25 protein-coding genes are annotated in these 21,567 nt (G+C 65.7%); 10 read left to right on the top strand and 15 right to left on the bottom strand.

Annotated elements, in window-relative coordinates:
- Positions 1-2: 2 nt before the first annotated feature.
- From IWX75_RS03545 to IWX75_RS03575, 7 genes are all read right to left on the bottom strand, one after another.
- Positions 3-881, bottom strand: a complete 879-nt coding sequence (locus tag IWX75_RS03545; protein ID WP_196820895.1) for a DUF4097 family beta strand repeat-containing protein — start codon at positions 879-881, stop codon at positions 3-5.
- 65 nt (positions 882-946) lie between these two features.
- A complete protein-coding gene (locus tag IWX75_RS03550) occupies positions 947-1,462 on the bottom strand; it encodes an Arc family DNA-binding protein (RefSeq protein ID WP_196820896.1) in 516 nt (171 codons plus the stop codon).
- 76 nt (positions 1,463-1,538) lie between these two features.
- Positions 1,539-2,297 carry an iron ABC transporter ATP-binding protein gene (locus IWX75_RS03555; protein WP_196820897.1) on the bottom strand — a complete coding sequence of 253 codons (759 nt, stop codon included), beginning with the start codon at positions 2,295-2,297 and terminating at the stop codon, positions 1,539-1,541.
- 61 nt (positions 2,298-2,358) lie between these two features.
- The gene (locus IWX75_RS03560) at positions 2,359-3,366 is read right to left on the bottom strand and encodes an iron chelate uptake ABC transporter family permease subunit (protein ID WP_334684096.1); all 1,008 of its coding nucleotides are present in this window, start codon (positions 3,364-3,366) and stop codon (positions 2,359-2,361) included.
- Between the two features lie 46 nt (positions 3,367-3,412).
- Positions 3,413-4,453, bottom strand: a complete 1,041-nt coding sequence (locus IWX75_RS03565) for an ABC transporter permease (RefSeq protein ID WP_196820899.1) — start codon at positions 4,451-4,453, stop codon at positions 3,413-3,415.
- A gap of 58 nt (positions 4,454-4,511) precedes the next feature.
- Complete coding sequence (locus IWX75_RS03570) at positions 4,512-5,453, bottom strand: siderophore ABC transporter substrate-binding protein (protein WP_196820900.1); 942 nt, start codon at positions 5,451-5,453, stop codon at positions 4,512-4,514.
- A 186-nt stretch (positions 5,454-5,639) separates the two neighbouring features.
- Positions 5,640-6,719, bottom strand: coding sequence for an SDR family oxidoreductase (locus IWX75_RS03575; protein ID WP_196821350.1), 1,080 nt, complete (start codon positions 6,717-6,719; stop codon positions 5,640-5,642).
- A 208-nt stretch (positions 6,720-6,927) separates the two neighbouring features.
- On the opposite strand from IWX75_RS03575, the gene IWX75_RS03580 reads away from it, so the two are divergent.
- The gene (locus IWX75_RS03580; protein ID WP_196820901.1) at positions 6,928-7,686 is read left to right on the top strand and encodes an SDR family NAD(P)-dependent oxidoreductase; all 759 of its coding nucleotides are present in this window, start codon (positions 6,928-6,930) and stop codon (positions 7,684-7,686) included.
- Here the strand turns inward: IWX75_RS03580 and IWX75_RS03585 are convergent.
- Complete coding sequence (locus IWX75_RS03585; protein ID WP_196820902.1) at positions 7,661-8,182, bottom strand: DUF2306 domain-containing protein; 522 nt, start codon at positions 8,180-8,182, stop codon at positions 7,661-7,663. The genes IWX75_RS03580 and IWX75_RS03585 overlap by 26 nt on opposite strands.
- An 86-nt stretch (positions 8,183-8,268) precedes the next feature.
- Here IWX75_RS03585 and IWX75_RS03590 point away from each other — a divergent pair, with 86 nt between their 5' ends.
- Complete coding sequence (locus IWX75_RS03590; protein WP_196820903.1) at positions 8,269-8,910, top strand: MerR family transcriptional regulator; 642 nt, start codon at positions 8,269-8,271, stop codon at positions 8,908-8,910.
- Between the two features lie 12 nt (positions 8,911-8,922).
- Here the strand turns inward: IWX75_RS03590 and IWX75_RS03595 are convergent, their stop codons facing one another.
- Complete coding sequence (locus tag IWX75_RS03595) at positions 8,923-9,933, bottom strand: threonine/serine dehydratase (RefSeq protein ID WP_196820904.1); 1,011 nt, start codon at positions 9,931-9,933, stop codon at positions 8,923-8,925.
- 181 nt (positions 9,934-10,114) lie between these two features.
- On the opposite strand from IWX75_RS03595, the gene IWX75_RS03600 reads away from it, so the two are divergent.
- Positions 10,115-11,299 (top strand): FAD-dependent oxidoreductase, encoded by a 1,185-nt coding sequence (locus IWX75_RS03600; protein ID WP_196820905.1) that lies wholly within the window; start codon positions 10,115-10,117, stop codon positions 11,297-11,299.
- 22 nt (positions 11,300-11,321) lie between these two features.
- On the opposite strand, the gene IWX75_RS03605 is transcribed toward IWX75_RS03600, so the two are convergent.
- Entirely contained in the window at positions 11,322-12,065 is a 744-nt protein-coding gene (locus tag IWX75_RS03605; protein WP_196820906.1) for a TSUP family transporter, read from the bottom strand.
- A 104-nt stretch (positions 12,066-12,169) separates the two neighbouring features.
- Between IWX75_RS03605 and IWX75_RS03610 the strand changes: the two genes are divergently transcribed.
- Entirely contained in the window at positions 12,170-12,832 is a 663-nt protein-coding gene (locus IWX75_RS03610; RefSeq protein ID WP_196820907.1) for a DNA alkylation repair protein, read from the top strand.
- Between the two features lie 10 nt (positions 12,833-12,842).
- On the opposite strand, the gene IWX75_RS03615 is transcribed toward IWX75_RS03610, so the two are convergent.
- From IWX75_RS03615 to IWX75_RS03630, 4 genes are read right to left on the bottom strand one after another with little or no spacing between them, the layout of a single operon-like run.
- Positions 12,843-14,012, bottom strand: a complete 1,170-nt coding sequence (locus IWX75_RS03615; RefSeq protein ID WP_196820908.1) for an RtcB family protein — start codon at positions 14,010-14,012, stop codon at positions 12,843-12,845.
- 58 nt (positions 14,013-14,070) lie between these two features.
- On the bottom strand, positions 14,071-14,625 hold the full coding sequence (locus tag IWX75_RS03620) for a hypothetical protein (RefSeq protein WP_196820909.1): 555 nt from the start codon (positions 14,623-14,625) through the stop codon (positions 14,071-14,073).
- A 21-nt stretch (positions 14,626-14,646) separates the two neighbouring features.
- Positions 14,647-15,297, bottom strand: a complete 651-nt coding sequence (locus IWX75_RS03625; RefSeq protein ID WP_196820910.1) for a class I SAM-dependent methyltransferase — start codon at positions 15,295-15,297, stop codon at positions 14,647-14,649.
- Positions 15,287-16,369, bottom strand: coding sequence for an NAD(P)/FAD-dependent oxidoreductase (locus IWX75_RS03630; RefSeq protein ID WP_196820911.1), 1,083 nt, complete (start codon positions 16,367-16,369; stop codon positions 15,287-15,289). The genes IWX75_RS03625 and IWX75_RS03630 overlap by 11 nt, the downstream gene beginning before the upstream one ends.
- 105 nt (positions 16,370-16,474) lie before the next feature.
- Between IWX75_RS03630 and IWX75_RS03635 the strand changes: the two genes are divergently transcribed.
- The 6 genes from IWX75_RS03635 to IWX75_RS03660 are packed head-to-tail and all read left to right on the top strand — an operon-like array spanning position 16,475 to position 20,401.
- Positions 16,475-17,056: a helix-turn-helix domain-containing protein gene (locus IWX75_RS03635; protein ID WP_196820912.1), complete on the top strand. Its 582-nt coding sequence runs from the start codon at positions 16,475-16,477 to the stop codon at positions 17,054-17,056.
- Between the two features lie 57 nt (positions 17,057-17,113).
- Entirely contained in the window at positions 17,114-18,037 is a 924-nt protein-coding gene (locus IWX75_RS03640; protein ID WP_196820913.1) for a DUF2797 domain-containing protein, read from the top strand.
- A gap of 57 nt (positions 18,038-18,094) precedes the next feature.
- On the top strand, positions 18,095-18,325 hold the full coding sequence (locus IWX75_RS03645) for a hypothetical protein (RefSeq protein WP_196820914.1): 231 nt from the start codon (positions 18,095-18,097) through the stop codon (positions 18,323-18,325).
- Positions 18,326-18,384: 59 nt separating this feature from the next.
- Entirely contained in the window at positions 18,385-18,834 is a 450-nt protein-coding gene (locus IWX75_RS03650; RefSeq protein ID WP_196820915.1) for an FAS1-like dehydratase domain-containing protein, read from the top strand.
- A gap of 2 nt (positions 18,835-18,836) precedes the next feature.
- Positions 18,837-19,277: a MaoC family dehydratase gene (locus IWX75_RS03655; protein ID WP_196820916.1), complete on the top strand. Its 441-nt coding sequence runs from the start codon at positions 18,837-18,839 to the stop codon at positions 19,275-19,277.
- Entirely contained in the window at positions 19,274-20,401 is a 1,128-nt protein-coding gene (locus tag IWX75_RS03660; protein WP_196820917.1) for a UDP-N-acetylmuramate dehydrogenase, read from the top strand. The genes IWX75_RS03655 and IWX75_RS03660 overlap by 4 nt, the downstream gene beginning before the upstream one ends.
- 67 nt (positions 20,402-20,468) lie before the next feature.
- Here IWX75_RS03660 and IWX75_RS03665 read toward each other — a convergent pair whose 3' ends face one another.
- On the bottom strand, positions 20,469-21,431 hold the full coding sequence (locus IWX75_RS03665; protein WP_196820918.1) for an acyl-CoA thioesterase: 963 nt from the start codon (positions 21,429-21,431) through the stop codon (positions 20,469-20,471).
- Positions 21,432-21,567: the final 136 nt, after the last annotated feature.

Below are 21,567 nucleotides of genomic sequence, written 5' to 3' on the forward strand. Positions count from 1 at the left end.
GTTCATCCCCTTCCGCTCCTGGCGCGGTTCGACCCTGAGCGGTGGGCTTCGATGTCTCCGTAGGACGTGCGGGCGCGGACCTCGACCGTCTCCTTCGATTCTCCGGGCCCCTCGGACGCGCTCAACGAGTTGCGTACCTTCCCGTACTGGGTGCTTGCATCGAGCCATGCCGCAGTGCCTTCCGGAATACCCACCGCCACATTCCCGGCGGCCGTTTCAAGGACGACGGAGCCGCGGACGACCTCGCCGACCCGGACGTTGCCGTTGGCGGACTTCGCGGCCACGGAGGCCTGTGCTCGGCCGACCGAGATATTTCCGTTCGCGGCCTTGATGGCGAGGTCCCCGGTGATCTCGCCCACATGGATGTCCCCGTCGGAGTTCTTGATGGTGGCAGAGCCGTCCACGTTATGAATGGTGATCTCACCCGACCCGGTCCTGGCCTCGACGTCGCCGACTGCCTGGGCCACGGTGATATCGCCGTAGCCGGTCTGTGCCCGTACCGCGCCGGTGCGGTCGAGCCGGATTCGGCCCAAGCCTGTCTTGAGGTCACATCGCCCAAGTGCTCCTTCGCATTCGAAGCGGCCCATTCCGGCGTCGCCCCGAATCTCGGAGTGGGAGGGCAGGTCGACTGTGACGTCGACGGAACCGTTCTCCCTCAGGATCACATACCGTTTCCGTTCTTTCGGCCCTTGGATGATCAGGGTGCCGTTGGAGAATTCGACGTGTGTCTGTTCTGCGGCCCTGATGTCGGACGCCCTTGATTCGTTGCTCGGCCGTACGTCGACGACGGCGTCGCTGCGGTCACTCGCCGTGATCCGGACCTCTCCGACGTTGAGGTCGACGATGAGGGAGATCGGCTCGGGGGTTGAGAAGATCGACATGGAAGTTCCCCTGATCGGGTTGGTTGATGCCTGGATGGAGGACGGGGGAGCCGCAGGGTCTGGCATCACTGCACCCATCCGCTGTACCGGCGTCCGCTGGACGGCTTCCGCTCACCTGCCCGCGAACCGCGGCCGGCCTGGTCGAGGGACGCGGTGACGGAACGGACGAGCCATGAGTTGACCGAGAGCCTCTCCCGGGCGGCGGCTTTCTCGATCCGCGATTTGAGCTGGTCCGGCAGTCGCAGGGTGAACCTTGACGTTCCTGTCTCCTCGGCGCCGGCTGCGCTGGGAGAGGAGGCATCGGAATCGTGGGAGGCGCCGTCGAAATCCGCGCTCGTTGCCGCCGGCGTCACCACGAACTCGGGGTTGCGTCCGCGGAGACGGACATCGACGGAGCCCGGCGCCAGTTCCCGTGTGATCTCACCTGCTGCCGCGGCCAGCGCCTCCAGCAGGACCAGCCGGGTCGCTGTTTCCAGCGGCGCGGTGAGGCGGTCGGCGAGCTCGCGTGCCTGCTGGCCGCCTGCTTCGGCCGCGACGCCCAGCTGTTGTTGAAGGTCTTCGACAAATCGCTGTAGATCCATGACACCACAATGACGTCACGTTGGTGTCATGTCAAGCATTCTTCCGCGGTGGTGCAAGCGGTGGGACAGTGGGCGGTCAGGCGAAGTACACGCCGATCCGGTTGCCGTCGATCTCCTCGATCCGGATGTCGATGTCGTAGATATCGTGCAGCACCTCCGGCTGCATGATCCGGGCCGGAGGTCCCTGATGGATGATTCGTCCCTCGCACATGGCGATGATGTCGTCGGAGTAGCAGGACGCGAAGTTGATGTCGTGGATCACCAGTACCACGGTCTTGCCGAGGTCATTGGTGAGGCGGCGCAGCAGGCGCATCATCTCCACCGAGTGCTTCATGTCCAGGTTGTTCAGCGGTTCGTCCAGGAGCAGGTAGTCGGTGTCCTGGGCGAGCACCATGGCGATGAAGGCACGCTGGCGTTGGCCGCCGGAGAGCTCGTCGACGAACCTGTCCGCGAGGCCCACCAGATCCACGTAGTCCATGGCCTGCTCCACCAGTGCCCGGTCGCCCGGTCCGGGGCGCCCGCCGTGATGCGGGTAGCGGCCGAATCCCACGAGGTCGCGGACGGTCAACCGGACCGTGAGCTGGTTGTCCTGGCGAAGGATGGCCATCTTCCGGCCCAGTTCCCGGCCCGGGGTGGCGGTGACATCCAGGCCGTCCACCGACACGACGCCGGCATCCATCGGCAGCAGCCTGCTGACCATGGACAGCAGGGTCGACTTGCCGGCTCCGTTGGGTCCGATGATCGAGGTGACGCCGCCCTCCCTGATCTCGCAGTTCACGTTGTCCACCACGGTGGAGGTTCCATAGCGTTTGGAGACGCCGGTCACGGAGATCATGCTCGAAGGCCTTTCTGGAGGCGGTGGGAATGCCCAGCAGTCGTGGTTGAACCGTGCCGCATCACTTCACGGCGCCCCTCAGCAGCAGGATGAGGAAGACGAGTCCGCCGACGAATTCGATGACGATGCTGAGCGCGGTATCGAACTCGAAGATGCGCTCCAGCACCAGCTGCCCGCCCACCAGCGCAATCACGCCCAGCAGGACGGCGATAGGCAGGACTGCGGCATGGCGGAAATTCGAGCACAGCTGGTAGGCAAGGCTGGCAACCAGCAGGCCGAAGAACGTGACGGGACCGACAAGCGCCGTCGAGACGGCCACCAGCACCGAGCAGATGACCAGGATGGCCGTCACCGACCGTTTGTGGTCCACCCCCAGATTCACCGCGGTATCACGTCCGAGGGCCAGCACGTCGAAGGAGTGCCGCATGCGCCAGGCAACGCCGCTGACCAGTGCGACGGCGGTGCCGGCACAACCCAGCAGCATGCCGTCCACGTTGTTGAAACTGGCGAAGAACAGGTCCTGCAGGATGAGGAATTCGCTCGGATCGATAAGCCGCTGCAACAGCGATGAGAACCCGCGGAACATGGTGCCGAAGACTATGCCCACCAGCAGCATCAGATGGAGCGACTTCCCGCCGCCGGTGAACAGCCACCGGTAGAGCAGGAAGGAGAATCCGATCATCAGCACTACTTCGATCCCGAACCGCAAGGGGTCACTGAGGGAGAGCAATGCGCCGCCGCCGAGCGCGATGACCAGCATCGTCTGGATCAGCACGTAGAGCGCGTCGAAACCCATGATGGAGGGGGTGAGGATGCGGTTGGAGGTGACCGTCTGGAACAGGACCGTCGAGACGCCGACGGCGTAAGCCACCAGGATCATCGAGCCCACTTTGATCGCCCTGCGCGGCAGGACGTAGCCGACGTCGCCCTGCAGCCCGATGGTCAGGGACGCTGCCACCAGGGCAGCGGCAAGAATGGCGAGTCCGAGGATCCAGGTCCGGGGAGGAATGCTGCGGACCGGGCGGCGGCGGTGCTGGCTGAGCGCGGGAGGAAGGGCTTCGGTGGACACCCCAGACTTAGGAATCCTCGGCATGGGAATCCTGGCCACGGGAATCCTAGGCATGGGAACCCCGCCGGCGAAGTAGCAGGTAGAGGAACAGGACGCTGCCGACGGCGGAAACGATCACGCCTACCGGGATTTCGTAGGGGTAACGGATGGTCCGGCCGATGATGTCGCAGACCAGGACGAAACCGGCACCGAAGACGGCAACCCAGGGTGCTGACCGGCGGACGTTGTCGCCGATCAGCAGGGAGACCAGATTCGGCACGATCAGGCCGAGGAAGGGAATGGAGCCGACGCTCACCACCACCACGGCGCTGATGAGGGACACGATCACCAGTCCGAGAGCCATCACGCGGTTGTAGTTCAGGCCGAGGTTGGTGGTGAAGTCCTGCCCCATACCGGCAACCGTGAAGCGGTCAGCGGCAAGGTAGCCGATCAGGGTCAGTGCGCCGACGATCCACAGCAGTTCGTAGCGGCCGCGCAGCACGCCGGAGAAATCACCGACCATCCAGCTGTTGAGCGTCTGCAGCAGGTCCGTACGGTAGGCGAAGAAGGTGGTCACGGCGGATATGACACCGCCGAGCATGATTCCCACGAGGGGGACCACCAGCGTGTTGCGCAGTGGGATCCGCCGCAGCACGAGCAGGAACAGTGCTGTTCCTGCGGCGGCAAAAACCGCCGCCGTGGTCATCTTCGTGAAGAGTGAGGCGGCCGGCAGGAATATCGTCACGACCAGGATGCCCAGCGATGCCGACTCCACCGTGCCGACGGTGGAGGGTTCTACGAATTTGTTGCGGACCATGAGCTGCAGGATGAGCCCGGCAACGCCGAGGGCCATTCCGGTCAGGATCACGCTCAGGGTGCGGGGTACCCGGCTGATCCAGAAGACGTCCCAGGCTACGGGGTCGCCTGCGAGCAAGGTGCTGACCGAGACGTCGCTGACGCCCACGAACATGCTCACCACGGCGAGGCAGAGGACTGCCGTAGCGGCAGCGGCCAGGCCGGCGGCGCGGGAGAAGCGCCGTCGTTCATCGGGAACGACGGCGGCGGTTCCTGAAGCCGGACTTCTGGTCGGCGCGGCGGTGGCTGTCATATCTCTGTCCGTTCCCCCGGAGTCGGCGCTACGGCGCCGACTCCAGGGCTGGGGGCCGTTAGGCCGTCGCGTCCTGGACAGCGGAAACCATGGCGTCCACGTTGTTCAGGCCGTATCCGACGATGTACCAGGCGGTGGAGTCGAGCATGGTGATGTTGTTATTCCTTGCGGCCTTGGTGCCGTTGACGAGGTCATTGTTCAGCACGGCAGATGCCGCTTCGCCGGCCTCGCCGACGGCGACATCCCTGTCGATGATGAACAGGTGGTCCGGATCCTTCTCAGCGATGAACTCGAAGGAGATGGACTCCCCGTGCCTGCCGTCCGCTGCAATGTCGGCGGCGGTTGCGACGCCAAGGACGTCATGGATGAGGCCGAAGCGCGAACCCGCTCCGTAGGCGGTCATTTCTCCACCGCTGGTCATCACGATCAGGCCGGTTCCGGCGTTGGCGGCGGCGGTGCTGGTCTCCTCGATGCGCGAGTCGAGGGCAGCCAGCTTTTCCTCCACCTCGTCCTCCTTGCCGAAGATGGTGCCGAGGGTGGTGGTGACTTCCTTGAAGGAAGGCATCGGCTCCGCAGCATCGACACTGAGGTCGATGGTCGGGGCGATGTCGCTGAACTCCTCGTAATAATCCGCGGTGCGGCCCGAAATGATGATCAGGTCGGGGTTCCCTGCGCTGATCGCTTCGAAATCAGGTTCCTGGAGCGTGCCGATGTTGGCGATGTCTTCGGAGCCGTACTGGGAGAGGGATTCGGGCAGGCTGGCCTGGGGGACGCCTGCCACCGGGACCGCGAGGGCATCGAGGGTGTCCAGCACGCCGAGGTCGAAGGTGTAGACGGTTTCCGGGTCGGAGGGGACCTCGGTGGTCCCCTGTGCGTGCTCCACCGAAATCGTCGATTCGGAGCTGGATCCCGCTTCCGCCTCCCGGGCGCACGCGCTGAGCGCGAGCATCGAAGCAGCGGCGGCGCCCGCCATCAGGCGGGACTTCAGGGGGGTCTTCATGATGTTGCTCCAGTTTTCAAGGGCCATCCCGCAGCAGGCGGGTACTTCGGCAAATAGGGCATGAAAGTGTTCTCTAATTCTGCGCGCCCTTGAAAACTATCTTGTTAGGTATGCCTTACACAACTCGGCCGACTGCTTGCGGAACGACAGCCCTGCAGGATCCCCGCGGTATCAGCTCTGGCGGGCTCAGGGGATGAGGTTGTCCGCCCGGTAGCGGTCGAACAGGTTGGTGAAAGAGTCGAGGGTTCTCCGGTACCCGGTGAATCCGGCCAGGCGGCTTTTACTCATGTCCGTCACCACCTCGATGTTCCGGCCGAGGTCGCCGTCAGTGTGCCACCACGACGCCACTCGGTCCAGGCGGGATTCCTCGAGTCCTCCGGTCTCGGCCAGTTGGTGCCATAACTGCTCCGTCCCGGCCATCTGGCCCTCAAGCGGCCTTGGCGCGTCCAGGTAACCCTGGGGCTCGACGCCGAAATACGCGGCAAGGCGCGGCCACATCCACCGCCACCGAAAGATGTCGCCGTTGACTATGTTGAAGGCCTCGTCGGCTCCGGCGGGAGTGGTCGCAGCCCACAGCATGTGGTCCGCGAGAAGGCCGGCGTCGGTCATGTCGGTCAGGCCGTTCCATTGGGTTTCCGACCCGGGAAAAATGAACGGTCGCCCTGCCGCCTTGCAGAGGGAGGCCTGAGCAGCGATGGTCAGGCCCATGTTCATGGCGTTGCCGATCGCGTGTCCGATCACGGTGTGGGCGCGGTGCACGGACCACGTGAAGCCCTGGGTGGCGGCCGCTGACCACAGTTCGTCTTCCTGGGCGTAATAGAAGTTCCGGACGGGCAGGCGGGGTTCCTCCTCGTGAAACGGCGTGTCGGCCATCTCTCCTGCTGCATAGGCCTCGAAAGGACCGAGATAGTGTTTCAATCCGGTCATGAGCGCTACGTGGGCGACCTGCTTGTTTTCGAGAGCTGCAAGGAGGTTCCGGAGCATGGCCGCATTGACCCGGATGTTCTCCTCCTCCGTGTCCTGGCGTGCCCACGCCGTGAAGAAGACGTGGGTGGGTAATTCAGGAGCCAGCGCCTCAGCAACGGATCGCGGGGATGAGAGGTCGGCCTGGACGTAGCGCACGTTCTTCCTCGGCTGACCGGCACTGCGCGACATCGCCAGCACCTGCCAGCCTTCACCTGTGAGCTTGTCCACCAGGGCCGAACCTGCAATACCGGACGCACCGACCACCAGCGCGGTCGGCTCCCCTCGATCGTCGGATTCCATGGTCGATTCAACCGAACTCACTGGCGTTCTCCTCACCGGTTCCTTTTGGCAACTTCATGCCTGTCCTACGGAAGCAAGCTTGCGGTGCCCCGAAAAATTCCACCTCGTTCGGCCGAGCCCTGAACTCCCGGACTTACCCGGCGCCACGGCCCCGGCTCCGGAATCGCGGTGTGGCGCAGCTACCAGGCCATTGGGTAGTGTCGCGTTGATGAACACTTGCACTCTTGTCACGGGAGCGGGCCGCGGTATCGGTGCCGCTGTGGCACAGGCCCTGGCCGCGATAGGGCACACGATAGCTGTGCACACCGGATCCGATGAGGCGGCTGCGATGCGCGTTCTGGCGAGCTTGCCAGGGGCGGGGCACGCTGTGGTGGTAGGGGACCTGAGTTCGCCCGAGGCATGCGAGCGGATCTTCGGCGAGGCGGTCGCCGAACTCGGGAATCTCGATGTCCTGGTCAACAACGCCGGGGTCTTCGAGGCACATCCTGTGGACAGCACCACCTATGCGGACTGGCAGCAGGCGTGGCGCCGCACCCTGGACGTCAATCTGCTCGGGCCGGCGAACCTGTCCTGGTTGATGGTCGATCACCTTCGGCACCGCACACGCGGCCCCGCAGGCGGCCGCCTGGTCAGCGTCGGCTCGCGGGGAGCGTACCGCGGAGAGCCGACCACCCCGGCCTACGGCGCAAGCAAGGCGGCAATGCACGCGATGACCCAGTCCCTCGCGGTTGCACTCGCCCCCTCCGGGATCTTCGCGGCCGCCGTCGCTCCCGGCTTCGTCGATACGGACATGGGCCGCTCCGTACTTGACGGGCCGGACGGGAATGCCGTTCGGGCCCAGAGCCCGTTCGGTCGGGTCGCCGAGCCGTCCGAGGTCGCTGCGACCGTCGCCTGGCTCGCAACCACGGCGCCGGAATGGGTCAGCGGCACGGTCATCGACGTCAACGGTGCATCCTACCTGCGCTGACCTTTGGCGTTCCCGGATGGACGTCCGCCCGGACAAGCGGGACCCGCCTCCTCTGCGGACGAACGGTGAAGTACAGCGCGGCTGTGCTTGCGAGGACAAGGACCGCAACGAGGACGGCGGTCAGTGGATCGTCGGCCAGAAGCCGTGGAATGAGCCGGTCGGGCAGGGTGGCGGCGAAGACGAACGCAATCAGAATGCCGAGGTAACTGCCGATCATGTTGAAAAGATGCCCCCGGACGTTCCTGCGGATCGCAGCGGCGAGGCCGAGGGACACCGTCACCAGGGTGAACGCGGACAATCCGTGGAGCCAGGTGAAGTGTCCGGAAGGGACAATCCAGAAGCTGCTGAGACACACGAAGAGCATGCCGGCAACCCAGGTGTAACCAAGGATGCGGTGCCTTCGGTCGCGACGTCGTCGGAGAATATTCACCGGCCCCAGCGCGAGCACGTACAGGGCGACGATCACATGGCTTGCCAGTAATGCGTTCCATTCCATGCTTGTAGGATAGGAGTACTATCCAATGGTTGTATATCTGGATATCGAACCACTGATGCGCTATCCAACCGGAAGGGCAGTACCTGGTGCAGCTAGCTGAACTCAGCAAGGCGTCCGAGGTCAGCGCGGCGAGCATCAAGTTCTACCTGAGGAGTGGGCTCCTGCAGCCGGGGGCGCGGCTGAACCCGACCCGCGCTGCCTACGGCCCGGAGCATCTGCAGCGACTCCGGCTCATCCAGGGGCTGCGGCACGTGGTGGGGCTGGGGCTTCGCGAGATCACGATCGTCGTGGACGTCCTCGACAAAGCCGACGGTTCGGCGGAGCAGACGCTTGAACTGCTGGGGGTTATCCAGTCAACCGTGCTGAAGCTCCAGGGCCCTGAGGTGCACACGGTTGAAGGTGATGCGGTTGTCGCTGAGCTGGGGTGGCCCGACGAGCCGAGCGAGGCGCGGAACGCCCTCAACGCGCATCTCACCGCGATGACCACGGCGGGGGTGTCGCTGGATCCAGGAACGCTCAGGACTTATGCCGCTGCCGCTGATTCGATCGCCGGCCTGAACCTGGACATCACGGGCTCGAAACCGACACTCGATGAACTGGCGCTCACCGCCGCTGTCGGAATGCACATGCATAGCCAACTCGTGCTGAAGATGCTCGCCCTCGCGCAGGCCAGCCATGCCATCCGGCGGTACGGCGGGCGTGATCTCCTGCGCGGGACCGAGGAATGAGCAGGACCGCGGCTAGCCGTGCCCGGTGCCGCCGCTCTCCGCTCGCGCAGTTCGGGTGGCGCCCGGTTGCCTGGCGACGGCTGCTTCGGGAGGGCTCTCCAGCGTGCGTGAATCGGTGTTCGCTCCGCAGATGACCACTGCTACGCGTTCCCCTGCGGAGGGAATGTAGGCTCCGGACGTGAGGGCGGCGAAAGCCGTCGCCGCTCCGTATTCGGCGGGGATGCGGTACTCGCTCCACAACTGCGACCGGGCGGCGACGACGGCTGTGTCATCGACGAGCACCGAGGCCGGTGGTATCCGCGACGCCATGCCGAAAGCGATCTCACCGACTCGTCGGGCACCCAGGGAGTCCGCTGCAATTCCGGACACGGGTACGTCGACCGGTCGACCGGCCTTCAGGGCCGCGTGCAGGGTGGGGATGCTGAAAGGTTCGACCGCGACGACGCCCGCCCGGCCCTCGGCCGCTGCCGCGACGCCCGCATACAGCCCGCCCCCGCCGACGGCGACGATGATCGTGTCGATGCCGGGCTCATCCTCGAGAATCTCCTCGGCAATGGTGCCCGCGCCCGCTGCGATCTCGAGCTGGTCGTAGGCGTGGCAGAACAAGGCCCCGCTCGCTTCGACATACTGCATCGCCGCTGTGTAGGCCTCCGCGTATTCCGCACCGACTTGACGGACAGTTGCCCCATACCCGAGGAGGCGATCCACCTTCACGCGAGGGGCAGTGGCCGGTACGAACACGGTTGCCGGAACACCGAGAGCCGCCGCGGCATAGGCATTGGCCAGGCCCGCGTTGCCGCCGGAGGCTGCCACCACCCCGACTGCGGGGTCGAGTTCGCCGCGCTCGCGTGCTGCCAGGAGCCGGTTGAAGGCCCCGCGGGCCTTGAAAACACCGGTGTGCTGAAGAAACTCGCACTTGAACCACAGCGGCACAGCCGCTGTGCCCGCGCGGAACAGGGGCGTGCGCCGAACATAGTCGCTGATGCGCTTCTCTGCCTCGAGTACGTCGCTTCGGATGATCACGGATTCTCCCTCTGCGTGCTCGTTGGTGCGATTCGTAAGAATAGCGCGTAGCTGGAGGGCTCGTTGTCCAAGGGCAAGGGAGATCCGATTCCGGCATGCGGACGACGGAGCGATGATCGTGGCCCGTTCGGACAGCGGAAGGCACTAGGTTGTCGCATAGGGAACCCGGGAAAGGGAACTGGTGATCGAGCCCGAGCGCACAGCAGTGATCATTGGAGGCGGCATTGCCGGCCTGACGGCCGCGGCGTCCCTTCTTCGTCAGGGCTGGGCCGTGACAGTGCTTGAGCAGGCGGACCGGATCACCGAAGTCGGGGCCGGCCTCAGCATCACCTCCAATGGTCTGTCCGCTCTTGCATCCCTCGGCATCGATTCCGCAGTTCGCAGCGCAGGTTATCCGCTGCGCCTTGCCGGAACGATGGACCACCGCGGGGACTGGCTGATGCGCATCCCCCGGAACCGCTCGGGGGAGCCTGCACAGGAGGTCTACGGGATTCACCGGCAGCAGCTGCATCGGCTGTTGCGGAAAGCCACCGACGGTGCATGCCTCGTGAGCGGGGCACAGGTATCGAGGATCTATCCCGGCGACCCGGACGGAGCCAGAGCCTCGGTGCAGTGCAGCACAGCACACGGCACCAGGAACTACGAGGCGGACCTTGTGGTGGGAGCCGATGGTTTGCGCAGCACGCTACGGAATCAAGTCGCACCTGCAACTTCGGCCCGCTACAGCGGTAAATCCGCGTGGCGGGGCATCGTCCAGGACGACTCCCTCGTATCAGGCGATTTCGCGGTGATCTGGGGGCCCGGCACCGAATTCGGCGCTGTCCGCATCAGCGCGGACCAGGTGTATTGGTATGTGTACACCCATACCGCCGAAAAGACGCGATGGCCGAACGAGAAGTCCGCGGCCGGAAACTACTTCTCAGGATGGGCGGCCCCGGTTCCCTCACTCATCGACGCCACGACGGCGGACCAGGTTCTGCGGCACAACGTCTACTCGCTCGCACCGCGACTCACGACCTACGTCCACGGACGCACGGTGCTCATCGGCGATGCCGCCCATGCCATGGTGCCGACCATGGGACAGGGCGCCAACTCCTCCCTGGAGGATGGGGTCTGCGTCGGCCTCCTGATCGGCCGTGCGGTCAATGCGGGTACACCGCTCGCAATCGCGCTCCAGCGCTTCGACGCACAACGCCGCCCCCGCACGCAGCAGATTGCGCGTCGTTCCCATGCCGCCGGACTGCTGGGAGCGGACGTCCGCGGGCGGTTCGCCGTCGCTGCCCGCAACGCCCTGATGAAGTCGGTCCCCGCCGGCCCCGCGGCCGCCGCAGGGGCTAAGATCCTGTCCTGGAGAGTTCCGCTCTGAAGGTCGAACCGTCGATGTCCAGCTAGATCAGCTCGAGAACGCCCTTGACAACCGCGGCTGCCCCGCCGAGGCCGGCGAGGGTGATCGCCAGCGTCCGGGCCACGGCGGGCGAAACCTTCCGCTCAAGCACGGTTCCGGCCAGGATCCCGGCGGCAACCACACCGACGACGGCGGGGACCACCCACCAGGGCGGAAGGGCGTCGATGCCTGTTCCGCCGATCGCGGTCTTGGCGATAACGGACATCGCCCCCATGCTCATGTAGATCGGCTGCAGGGACGCAGAAAAGGTCCGCTGCTCCCACCGGGTCAGCTGCGCATAGATCACCATGGCCGGGGCCGCGACACCGGCAGTCGCGTTCAGCAGCCCTCCGAGGGCGCCGGCAGTGAAGGTCACGCGTTTGCCGATCAGGTACGGCAGTCGCGGTGCGCCCAGCGTCAGCGCGAGACTGGCGAGGACCACCGTGCCGATGATTATCTGCAGCCAGGCGGCGGGGATGATCGCCACCAGACCCGCGCCGATGACGATGCCGACGGCCGCTGACGCGATCAACGCCGATGCCCGTCGCCAGACGACGCGCCGCCGCACGGAGAGCAGGATGAGGAACCCGGTCACGGTGGTCGTGGCGTTGGTGGCAAGGACCCCGAGGGATGGGCCGAGGAGCAGCGCGAGGACAGGGGAGACCACCAGCCCCACCCCCGTGCCGGAAATCCGCTGCAGGACGGTGCCGATGAAAATTGCCAGCCCCGCGATGACGGGAATCTCCATGCCGTCCTCCTTGCGCTGGATCGAAGCGGGATTCTCATCGTGGCACAGTCCGCGCCGTCGTCGTCGGTTATCGATCGGCTCCACGGAGACGGGACAATGGCCCGATGAGCGATCCTGCAGACTTCGTGGATGCCGCGCTGCAACGTGAGGGGTCGGAGGAGCGGGCGGCAGAGACGGAAGCGGAGCTCGGAAGCGGCCTGCGGTTCTATGGTTCGTCGGTCGGAGCAGTCCGGGGGACCGTCCGGGACGCCCTGCGCCGCTACCCGCGCTTGATGCACGACGAGGTGACGGCGTTGAGCTCCGAGCTATGGGCGGCCCCGGTGTTCGAACGACGCCTCGCGGCCGTCGTCCTGCTGCAATCGAATCTCCATCTGCTGAGGAACTCCGACCTGACGCGGATCGAGGGCTTCGTCCGCGAGGCTCGGCTGCAGGTGCTGGTCGACCCGCTCGCCGTCGATGTCACCGGGCCCCTCATGGAAAGGCTGGATCCACCCGCGCGGGCACGCGCCGACGTCGTCCTGGACCGTTGGGCGCACGACGACGACGCCTGGCTGCGGCGCGCCGCCCTGCTCGCGCCGCTTCGTGCGCTCCGGACGGGCGGCGGGAACTGGACGGCGTTCACCCGCTCCGCCAACGCCGTTCTTGCGCGGCCGGTCGACCGGGAAGATGACGGCGGTGGCGGCGTCGACCGCACGGCGGTCTCCCTGGTGCTCACGGAACTGGAGAGGACCAGGCCCGAACTGAAGCTGCCCTTACGGGACCGCTGACGGGAGGGTCTCAGTCGCCCTTCACGTTCACGATCTGCCGCAGCGTATGCCGGATGCCCACCAGGTCCCGAGCATCCTCCATGACCACGTCGATGTCCTTGTAGGCCCCGGGTATCTCGTCGAGGAAGGCATCGGTGTCGCGGAATTCGATGCCCTCCATCGCTTTCCGGAGCTGGTCCTGGGTGAAGTGTTTCCGTGCCGCGTTGCGCGAGTACTCCCTGCCCGCTCCGTGCGGAGCAGAATTCAGCGAGGGAGCGAAACCCTTGCCCGTCACCACATAGGACCGCGTGCCCATGGAACCGGGAATGAGTCCGGGGCGGCCCGCGTCAGCGGCGATGGCACCTTTTCGTGACAGCCACACCTCCTTGCCGAAATGGGTCTCCTTCGCCGTGTAATTGTGGTGGCAATTGATCCGTTCCCGTTCGTCGACCGGTCCGCCGACCCATTCCAGGAACTGATGGACCACGCGGTCCATCATCTCCTCGCGGTTCAGCAGTGCGAATCTCTGGGCCCACAGCAATTCCTTGATGTAACGGTCGAACAGTTCGCTTCCCTCGACGAGGTAGGCGAGGTCGGGGTGCGGCAGCTGGATCCCGTGCTGCCTGCAGTAGGCCTGGGCCGCCTTGATGTGATGTTGCGCGATCCGGTTGCCGATCCCGCGGGACCCCGAGTGGAGGAAGAACCAGACGTCGTCGTTCTCATCCAGCGAGACCTCGATGAAGTGGTTGCCGGACCCCAGCGTCCCGAGCTGCAGACGCCATCTGCCGACATGCGCCGCGGGGTCGAAGCCGGCCGCTGCGGCCTTTTCCTCCAGGATTCGGATCCGCGGTTCGGCCGTCACCGCCACCTTGCGGTTGTTGTTTCCCGCGGAGAGCGGGATGGCGCGCTCAATGGCCTTCCGCAGCGCCCTCCGGTCGAGGTGCTGAATGTCGCCCGCACTGTGGCCGGTGCGGACCGCGACCATGCCGCACCCGATATCCACCCCCACGGCTGCAGGGATGATGGCGCCGAGGGTGGGCAGGACCGACCCGACGGCGCAGCCTTTCCCGAGGTGAGCGTCGGGCATGGAGGCGAAGTGCGGGTAGATGAACGGCATGGTGCTCGTCATCCTGTTCTGCTCGAGCGTCAGCTTGTCGATTCCGCTGGCGAAGTTGAGGTACCGCTCGTTGACCTGTTCCATGGGTGGAGCCTATCCAGGGCGCCTGAGTCGGGGATTGGGCCGGTGTTGCGACAAACGTTCATCCTTCCCCCCTTGAGGCTTTCAGGCGGGCGCGCCGGCCCGCGAAGTAGGGCTCGAAATCGAGAACCCGCACCAGCTCGATCGCAGCGGGATCCGCACCCCGTACCTCGAGAACCAACCCGTACCCGTCGTGCGAACCCGCCGCCCACCAGCCGTTGCGTTCCTGCCACACCGTGAAGACGGTGCGGGTGCCGTCAACTGGAAGAACGACGTCGTCGCTCTTCTCCTCGCGCAACGCCTGCAGCCGGGCAGTCAGCTCCGGCCCGCTGCCGGGAAAGCGGCCCCTCATCCGCTTGAGGCATGCATCAGTCACGGGGTCCTGGGTGGTGGTGCGGACCGTTCCGTGCGGCGTTCCGACGTCCGGGCCATGGACAAGCGTGACGACCGATGGGGGAGTGGACCCGACATCCCACTCGCCGGCAGCTTTGTCTCCTCCGGGCCAGCCCGCCAACCCGAAAGCGGTGGCGCCGGCAGCTATGCGGCGCACCTGCTGTTCGCCGCCGTCGTACATGGCCCAGAATTCGTCCGGAGACAGCCGTTCGGGAAGATCCATGGCGCCAGTATGCCAGTGCGGTCAACTGCGCAGGGCCACCAGCACTGAATCGTGGATGGTCACGGATTCTCCTTCGGGGTCGGTGGTCGGGCGGGGGCGTGCTTCACACTCCGTGACCGTCCAACCTTCGTCGAGCAGTGAGGCAATCTCCTCGGGAGGATAGAACAGGTCGGCAGTTCGGGGCCGGTGCGCCGTCGTCTGGAGATCCGAGGGGTGGTGGCCCACGATCAGGAGCATGCCGCCGGGTGCCACCGACGCCGCCAGCCTTCGGAACAGGGGAGTTCGGGCCGCTGACGGAAGCTGCATAAACTGCACTGACACGAGATCGTAGGCGCGGGGCTCGGGTTCCCAGGACAACAGGTCCTCGGCGCGCCACTCGATGCGCAGTCCTCGATCGACCAGGTCCGCCTGTTCCCGTGCCCGGGCCAGGGCGACGGGGGAGATGTCGACGCCGGTGACCTGCCAGCCGCGTCCCGCGAGCCAGATGGCGTCGGCGCCCTCTCCGCATCCGACATCAAGTGCACGGCCCGGGGGCACCTCTTGGGCTTCGGTCACGAGTTGGGGATTCGGGTTTCCGCTCCACACCCGGTGCTGGCCGGCATACCGCCGATCCCAGAATTCCTGGTCGAAGACAGCGTGCTCGAACTCGTCGTGCTGGGATTCAGGATGCATGGTGCTCCAGGGTAGGGGTGAGTACAGTCTCGAGGCCGTGGCGCTTGTTGCCAAGAATCAGCTTCGAAATGCGCGCCTCGGTGGCTGCCGGAAAGCCGTTCTTCCGGGCCTCGACGGCGGCGGTGGTCTCCTCATCGATCAGGTCGGCATTGATGGCCGCACCGGCCGCGACGCCCCCTGCCGCCGAGCTGATGACCTGGGCGACAAGGTCGGTTGCGTTCCCCGCCGCCCACACCCCCTTGACTGCCGTAGCTCCCCGGGCGTCAGTCTCAAGGGAGGCGCCTACTCCCAGGGGATGCTCTGTGGTCAGCAGCCCGAGTGAGGCTGCCACGGCCGAGCGGGCGGCGAACCGGGGCCCGACCACCAGGGCGCCGAGCGCGAAAGCCCTGCCCGATTCCAGAACCACTCCGGTAACGCCATCCGCGTCGGCCTGGACTTCCCGCACGGCTCCTTCGACGACGCGGATCGACCGGGCCGCCAGCTTCTCCCACTCCTCTTCAGTAGGAGTTCCTGCGTCGTTGAGGAACAGGGTGATGTCGGTGCTCCACTGACGGAACAGCAGCGCCTGGTGTATTGCCATGGGCCCCGAGGCGAGGACTCCGATGGGTCGGTTCCGCACCTCCCAGCCATGGCAGTACGGGCAGTGCACCACACCATGCCCCCATTGTTCGCGGAGCCCCGGGATGTCCGGCAGTTCATCGACCAGCCCCGTCGTGAGCAGCAGGCGCTGCGCCGTGACGGGTCTGCCGTCCTCGAGCAGCACCTCGAATCCCGATTTCGATGGCTGTAGCCCGCCGGCCCGCGAATCCAGCGCTCGAGCGGACACGGCAGTTCCCTGCCGGATCACGCCGCCGTAGGTCGATACTTCCTCCCGGCCGATCGACAGTAGTTCCAGGGGGCTCATGCCGTCCCTGGAGAGGAATCCGTGCACGCCCGCGGCGGGCGCGTTTCGCGGTTGTCCCGCGTCAATCACGAGCACCGAGCGGAGCGCCCTGCCCAAAGTCACCGCGGCGCTCAGTCCCGCTGCCCCTCCGCCGATGATGACGACGTCGTACTGGAACTGTTGGTCCATCTCGATCTCCTGTGTGCTGATGCGGCAGTGGTGCCGACAGGATCAATTCTTGGCCGGCGGTAGTGGCGCTGGCAAACATTGTTGCCGGTATGGCAAACTAGGACAATGATTCCCAGTTACGACAAAGTGCTCGACGGCGTCGGGCCGCGGCTCCGAAGCGCCCGCCAGCGGCGCGAATTGACGCTTGGCGAAGTGTCCACTGCCACCGGAATCTCGGTCAGTACGCTCTCACGGCTCGAATCGGGCCAGCGGCGGCCGAATCTCGAGCTTCTCCTGCCACTCGCACAACTCTTTCGAACCCCGCTGGAAGAGCTGATCGGCGCTCCGTCGACCGGTGATCCCCGCATCCATCTTCGTCCGGTGAGCCATTCCGGCGCGACCGTCATTCCGCTCACGCGCCGACCGGGCGGGGTGCAGGCCTTCAAGATGGTCCTTCCCGGACGTGTCGGCAACGAGGCACCGACATTGCAGGTCCATGAAGGCTATGACTGGGTATACATCCTGAACGGCCGGCTTCGACTCGTCCTGGGGGATGAAGACTTCGTGCTGGTGCCGGGTGAGGCCGCGGAATTCGACACCCACACCCCCCACTGGTTCGCGAGCGCCGATGAGCATCCCGTGGAGCTCCTCAGCCTGTTCGGACACCAGGGCGAGCGCATGCACGTCCGGGCGAAACCGCGGGCCTGATTACCGTCACCATCTGGTCGGCTTGCCTGGAACCGGGGCGCTTCCTAGGCTTGCTGAATGCCGCCCTCCCCCCAGTACCTGTGCAGTGGCGTGACCTGGCGGGAGAACACACCCTTCCTGGCCCTCGAGGGTCCCGGCGGTGAGTCCGAGGATCTTCCGCTGCTGCCCGGAGCCCGCCTTGCCTACCGCATCGCCTCGCCTCCTGATGTTCGGTATTGCCTTGGCCACTACCGCGTGCACGACGCCGAAACGCGCACCCACTTCCGCTGCCCCGCGCAGGCAGCAGCCGAACGCGGATACCAGTGCGGGCAGTGTTTCGCTCGCGACGACCTACGGTTCATGCACGACATCCACCGCTCCGGGATAGCGCCCGAAGGGCTCAAACGCTATCTGGACCAACGCCATTGGCTTTATGTCGCCACTTTCGCAGGCGGTGCCACGAAGGTGGGAACGGCGTCGGACCTGCGGAAGCGCGCTCGCCTCGTGGAGCAGGGAGCGGTCGGCGCGCGCTACGTCGCGACGGCCGAGAACGGCCGCGTCGTGCGCATCCTCGAGGATGAGGTGACGCTCTCACTCGGATTGCAGCAGGCAGTGCGGTCCTCGGCCAAGGCGGCCGCCCTGTGCGCGCCGCTGAGCGCCGAGCGGATCGATGTCCTGAACAGGGAGCATGCAGACGCGACCCGGACCCTGTTGGCGAGCGGCATGGACATCGGGGGCTTCACGGTGGTGCAGGAGACGTTTCTTCCACCGTCTTCGTGGACTGCTGTGTTGACGGCCCGGCGGCCGCAGCTGTACCCGGGGGCCCTGAACACCGGTGAGCACGGGTTCACCATCGGGCCGATGATCGGTTCCTGCGTGCTCGCCACGCTTGACGGAACTGCGGTGCCGTTCCTTGCGGATCTGTCCCTGCTCAAGGGTCGGCGGATCGAGCGAGGAAGCTTCACGACAGCAATCCCCGCTGTGCAGGAGTCCCTGTTCTGAGCTGCGAGGTTCCGAAGCTTCCGCAAGGGCACGCGCCGGAACCAGTAGGCTTGGATCATGCTCAATACCCCGTGGGAGACCGGCTCGGCCCTGTACCGGAGGCTTCTGGTCGCCGCACTGGTGATCACCGGCGCCGGTATCCTTCTCGCCGTTTCCGGCTCGGCCTCCGGATCGAATGTGCTCGTCTTCGCAGCGATGCCCGTCATCGTCGCAGGCCTGGCATGCCACATCGCCGGCATGGTGGTGCGCGCAAGGGACGCGCGGCGCCGCTCGGGCGCCCGCCGCTGACCCCGTCGCTCGACTACCCTTGAGGCCTCGGCTTCATCACGCCCCTTTGGAGGAAATCCATGACCATCAATCCAGAACTGCAGGGGCGGAGCTACCCCACCGGGGACAGCTTCACCGTCGGGCGGGAAGCCATCCGGGACTTCGCCAGGGCGGTGAAAGCGGGCAACCGTGCACACTACGACGTCGAAGCCGCGCAGGCGCTCGGCCACCGCGATCTCGTCGCGCCCCCGACCTTCGCCATCATCGTGGCGCAGCGGGCGGATGCCCAGCTCATCGCGGATCCGTCCGCAGGTATCGACTTCACGCGCGTGGTCCATGCTGACCAGCGCTTCGTCCACCACCGCCCCATCGTCGCCGGTGACGAGCTCGTCGCCGAGCTGCACGTGGACCAGGTCCGCGCGATGGGGGGCGGCGCGATGATCACCACGCGCGCCGAGATCTTCACGGTGGACGGCGAAAAAACGGCCACCACGACGTCGTCCCTCCTGGTGCGCGGAGAGGAGCAGTAGCCATGACTATTCAGATCGAGACCCTTGAAGTGGGCCAGGAGATCGGGTCCGCCACCATTCCCATCACCCGTCAGGACCTCGTGAAATACGCGGGTGCATCCGGCGACTTCAACCCCATCCACTGGAACGAGGCCTTTGCGACGGGCGTCGGGCTGCCCGGCGTGATTGCGCACGGCATGTTCACCATGGGCGCCGCCGTTCAGCTCGTCAGTGACTGGATCGGCGACCCGGGCGCCGTCGTCGACTACCAGACGCGCTTCACCAAACCGGTGATCGTGGAGGATACGACGGCCGAGCCGGGCACGCCAGGAGCCGTCGTCGAGGTCCGGGGAGTCCTCGGAGCCGTCAATGCGGAGGAGAAGACCGTGCGGGTGGACCTCACGGTGATGTACGGGGGCCAGAAGGTACTGGTCAAGGCACAGGCAGTCGTGAAGCTTCCATGACGGAGCAGGTTGCAGGTGTGAGACTCGGTTCCCTCACCACTGCGGGCGTGGGCGGACCGGCGAGGAAGCTCGTCGAGGCCGGTTCCGAACAGGAGATCATCGACGCCGTCCGCGCGGCCGATGAGGCTGCGGAGCCGCTGCTCATTCTCGCGGGTGGATCGAATCTCATCATCTCCGACGAGGGATTCGAGGGCACGGTGGTCCGCATCACCTCCTCGGGCTTCACGGTGAACGACGACGACGCCTCGTGCGGCGGGGTGATGGTCAAGGTGCAGGCGGGCCAGGACTGGGACGAACTGGTGGAGTACACCGTCCTCCACGCTTTCTCCGGCCTCGAGACGCTGTCAGGCATTCCCGGTTCCACCGGGGCGACTCCGGTGCAGAACGTCGGCGCCTACGGTTCGGATGTGTCCCAGACGATCGCCACCGTACGCACCTGGGATCGCGAGACCCGCACCATCCGGAGCTTCACCAATTTCGAGTTGGAATTCGGCTACCGGACCTCGTTGCTGAAGCGCAGCACGGTGAACGGATCGCCCCGCTACGTTGTGCTGAGCGTCGAGTTCCAGCTCGGACTGGGACGAATGGGCAAGCCCATCAAGTACGCCGAGCTCGCCCGTGCGCTTGACCTCCCCATTGGCGGCCGTGCCTATGCGAATGATGTGCGGCGCGCGGTGTTGAAGCTGCGGTCCGCGAAGGGGATGGTGCTCGATCCACCGGACCGCGATACCTGGAGCACGGGCTCGTTCTTCACCAATCCCATTGTTCCGGAGTCGGTCGCGTCAGCCCTGCCCGTCGACGCACCGCGGTTCCCGGCCGGTGAGGAAGGAAAGGTCAAGCTCAGTGCTGCCTGGCTGATCGAGAATGCGGGGTTCGCGAAGGGCTTCGGCCTGGAAATTTCCCGGGACGAAAGTCCGGCCGCTCGATCGGACCCCCACGCCCGCCTCGCCGCGGTGGGCGGTCGGGCGTCGCTCTCCACGAAACACACCCTTGCAGTGACCAACCGTGGGGAAGCCAGTGCCGAGGACCTGCTGTGCGTTGCGAGGCTCGTGGCCGACGGGGTGGAGCGGGCGTTCGGGATACGCCTGCATCCGGAGCCGCTGCTGATCAATTGCTCCCTCTGAAGCCTGTCCGCCCACCTCACCGCGCCAACCCGGGCCCCGCTTTGTGGCGGTACGGCCAGGACCGTCATCAGCCGAGCAGGTGGTTCGGCAGCCGGTTCCCCGGAGCTCGTCCACGGATCTCGAGAAGCTCCCGGGCATGCTCCGCCAACCGCTTGTCCTCCTCCGAGCGGGGCGACCACGCCGGTATGGGAACAGCGGTGCCGCTGTCATCGCGGGCAACCATGACAGTGAGGCAATACGTGGTGAGGTGCATTTCGGTCCCGGTCGCTTCGCCTGACCGGACATGCACGGCGATGTGCATTCCTTTGTTTCCTGTATAGACAAGGCGTGCTTCGACTTCCACGACGTCGCCGATGAGCAACGGCCGGTAGAACCTCACCCCACCGGAGAACACCGCTACGGTGTGCCTGGCGGAGTACCTCGAGGCGCATACGTATGCCGCTTCGTCGATCCATGCCATCACTGTGCCGCCGTGGACTTTTCCACCCCAGTTGACGTCGGTGGGAGCGGCGAGGAAACGGAGGGTGACGCGTTCCGCTGTTCCTTCCTCGGTGTATTCCTGCTTGTTCATCGCCGCCACGATCTGCTCGCGGACCGCGATCCGGGCGACGGCGCTGTCCCTGCGCTGGATCTCCTCCGGCGTGGAGGGCTCGAAAGGCTGGACGGGATCCGGTTTTCCATCGGGACCCACTGCTACGAAGATCACCAGGCACTGGCTGCGCATGGTTGCCTCGTCGCCCTTGACGTCACCCGAGGAGACCACCGTCTGGATATGGATCGAGGACCGCCCGGTGTGGACGATGGTGGCCTGCACTTCCACCATGTCACCCACTTTGACGGGATCGGCGAAGTGGATATTGCCGACGTAGGCAGTCACGCAGTAGGACTTCGCCCAACCGACGGCCGCCGCATAAGCAGCCTTGTCCACCCACTCCAGCACCGTGCCGGCGTCGACCGATCCGCTATGGCCAAGGTCCGTTGGCGCAGCGAGAAAACGAAGGGTAACCGACTTGTTGGGTGTTTCTGTCATGGTGTTGTCTCCAATGGCAACGGACCCTGCTGGTGCGTCTCGTTACATTCCTACCACCGTTCAGGCGTCGCCTTCGATTGTTGCGCACCCCGTCCATTCCCGGGTGTGGATGGAAGAGGCCGCATGGTCGCAAGCG

Source organism: Arthrobacter sp. CAN_A6, from assembly GCF_015751715.1.
Taxonomy (GTDB): Bacteria; Actinomycetota; Actinomycetes; order Actinomycetales; family Micrococcaceae; genus Arthrobacter_D.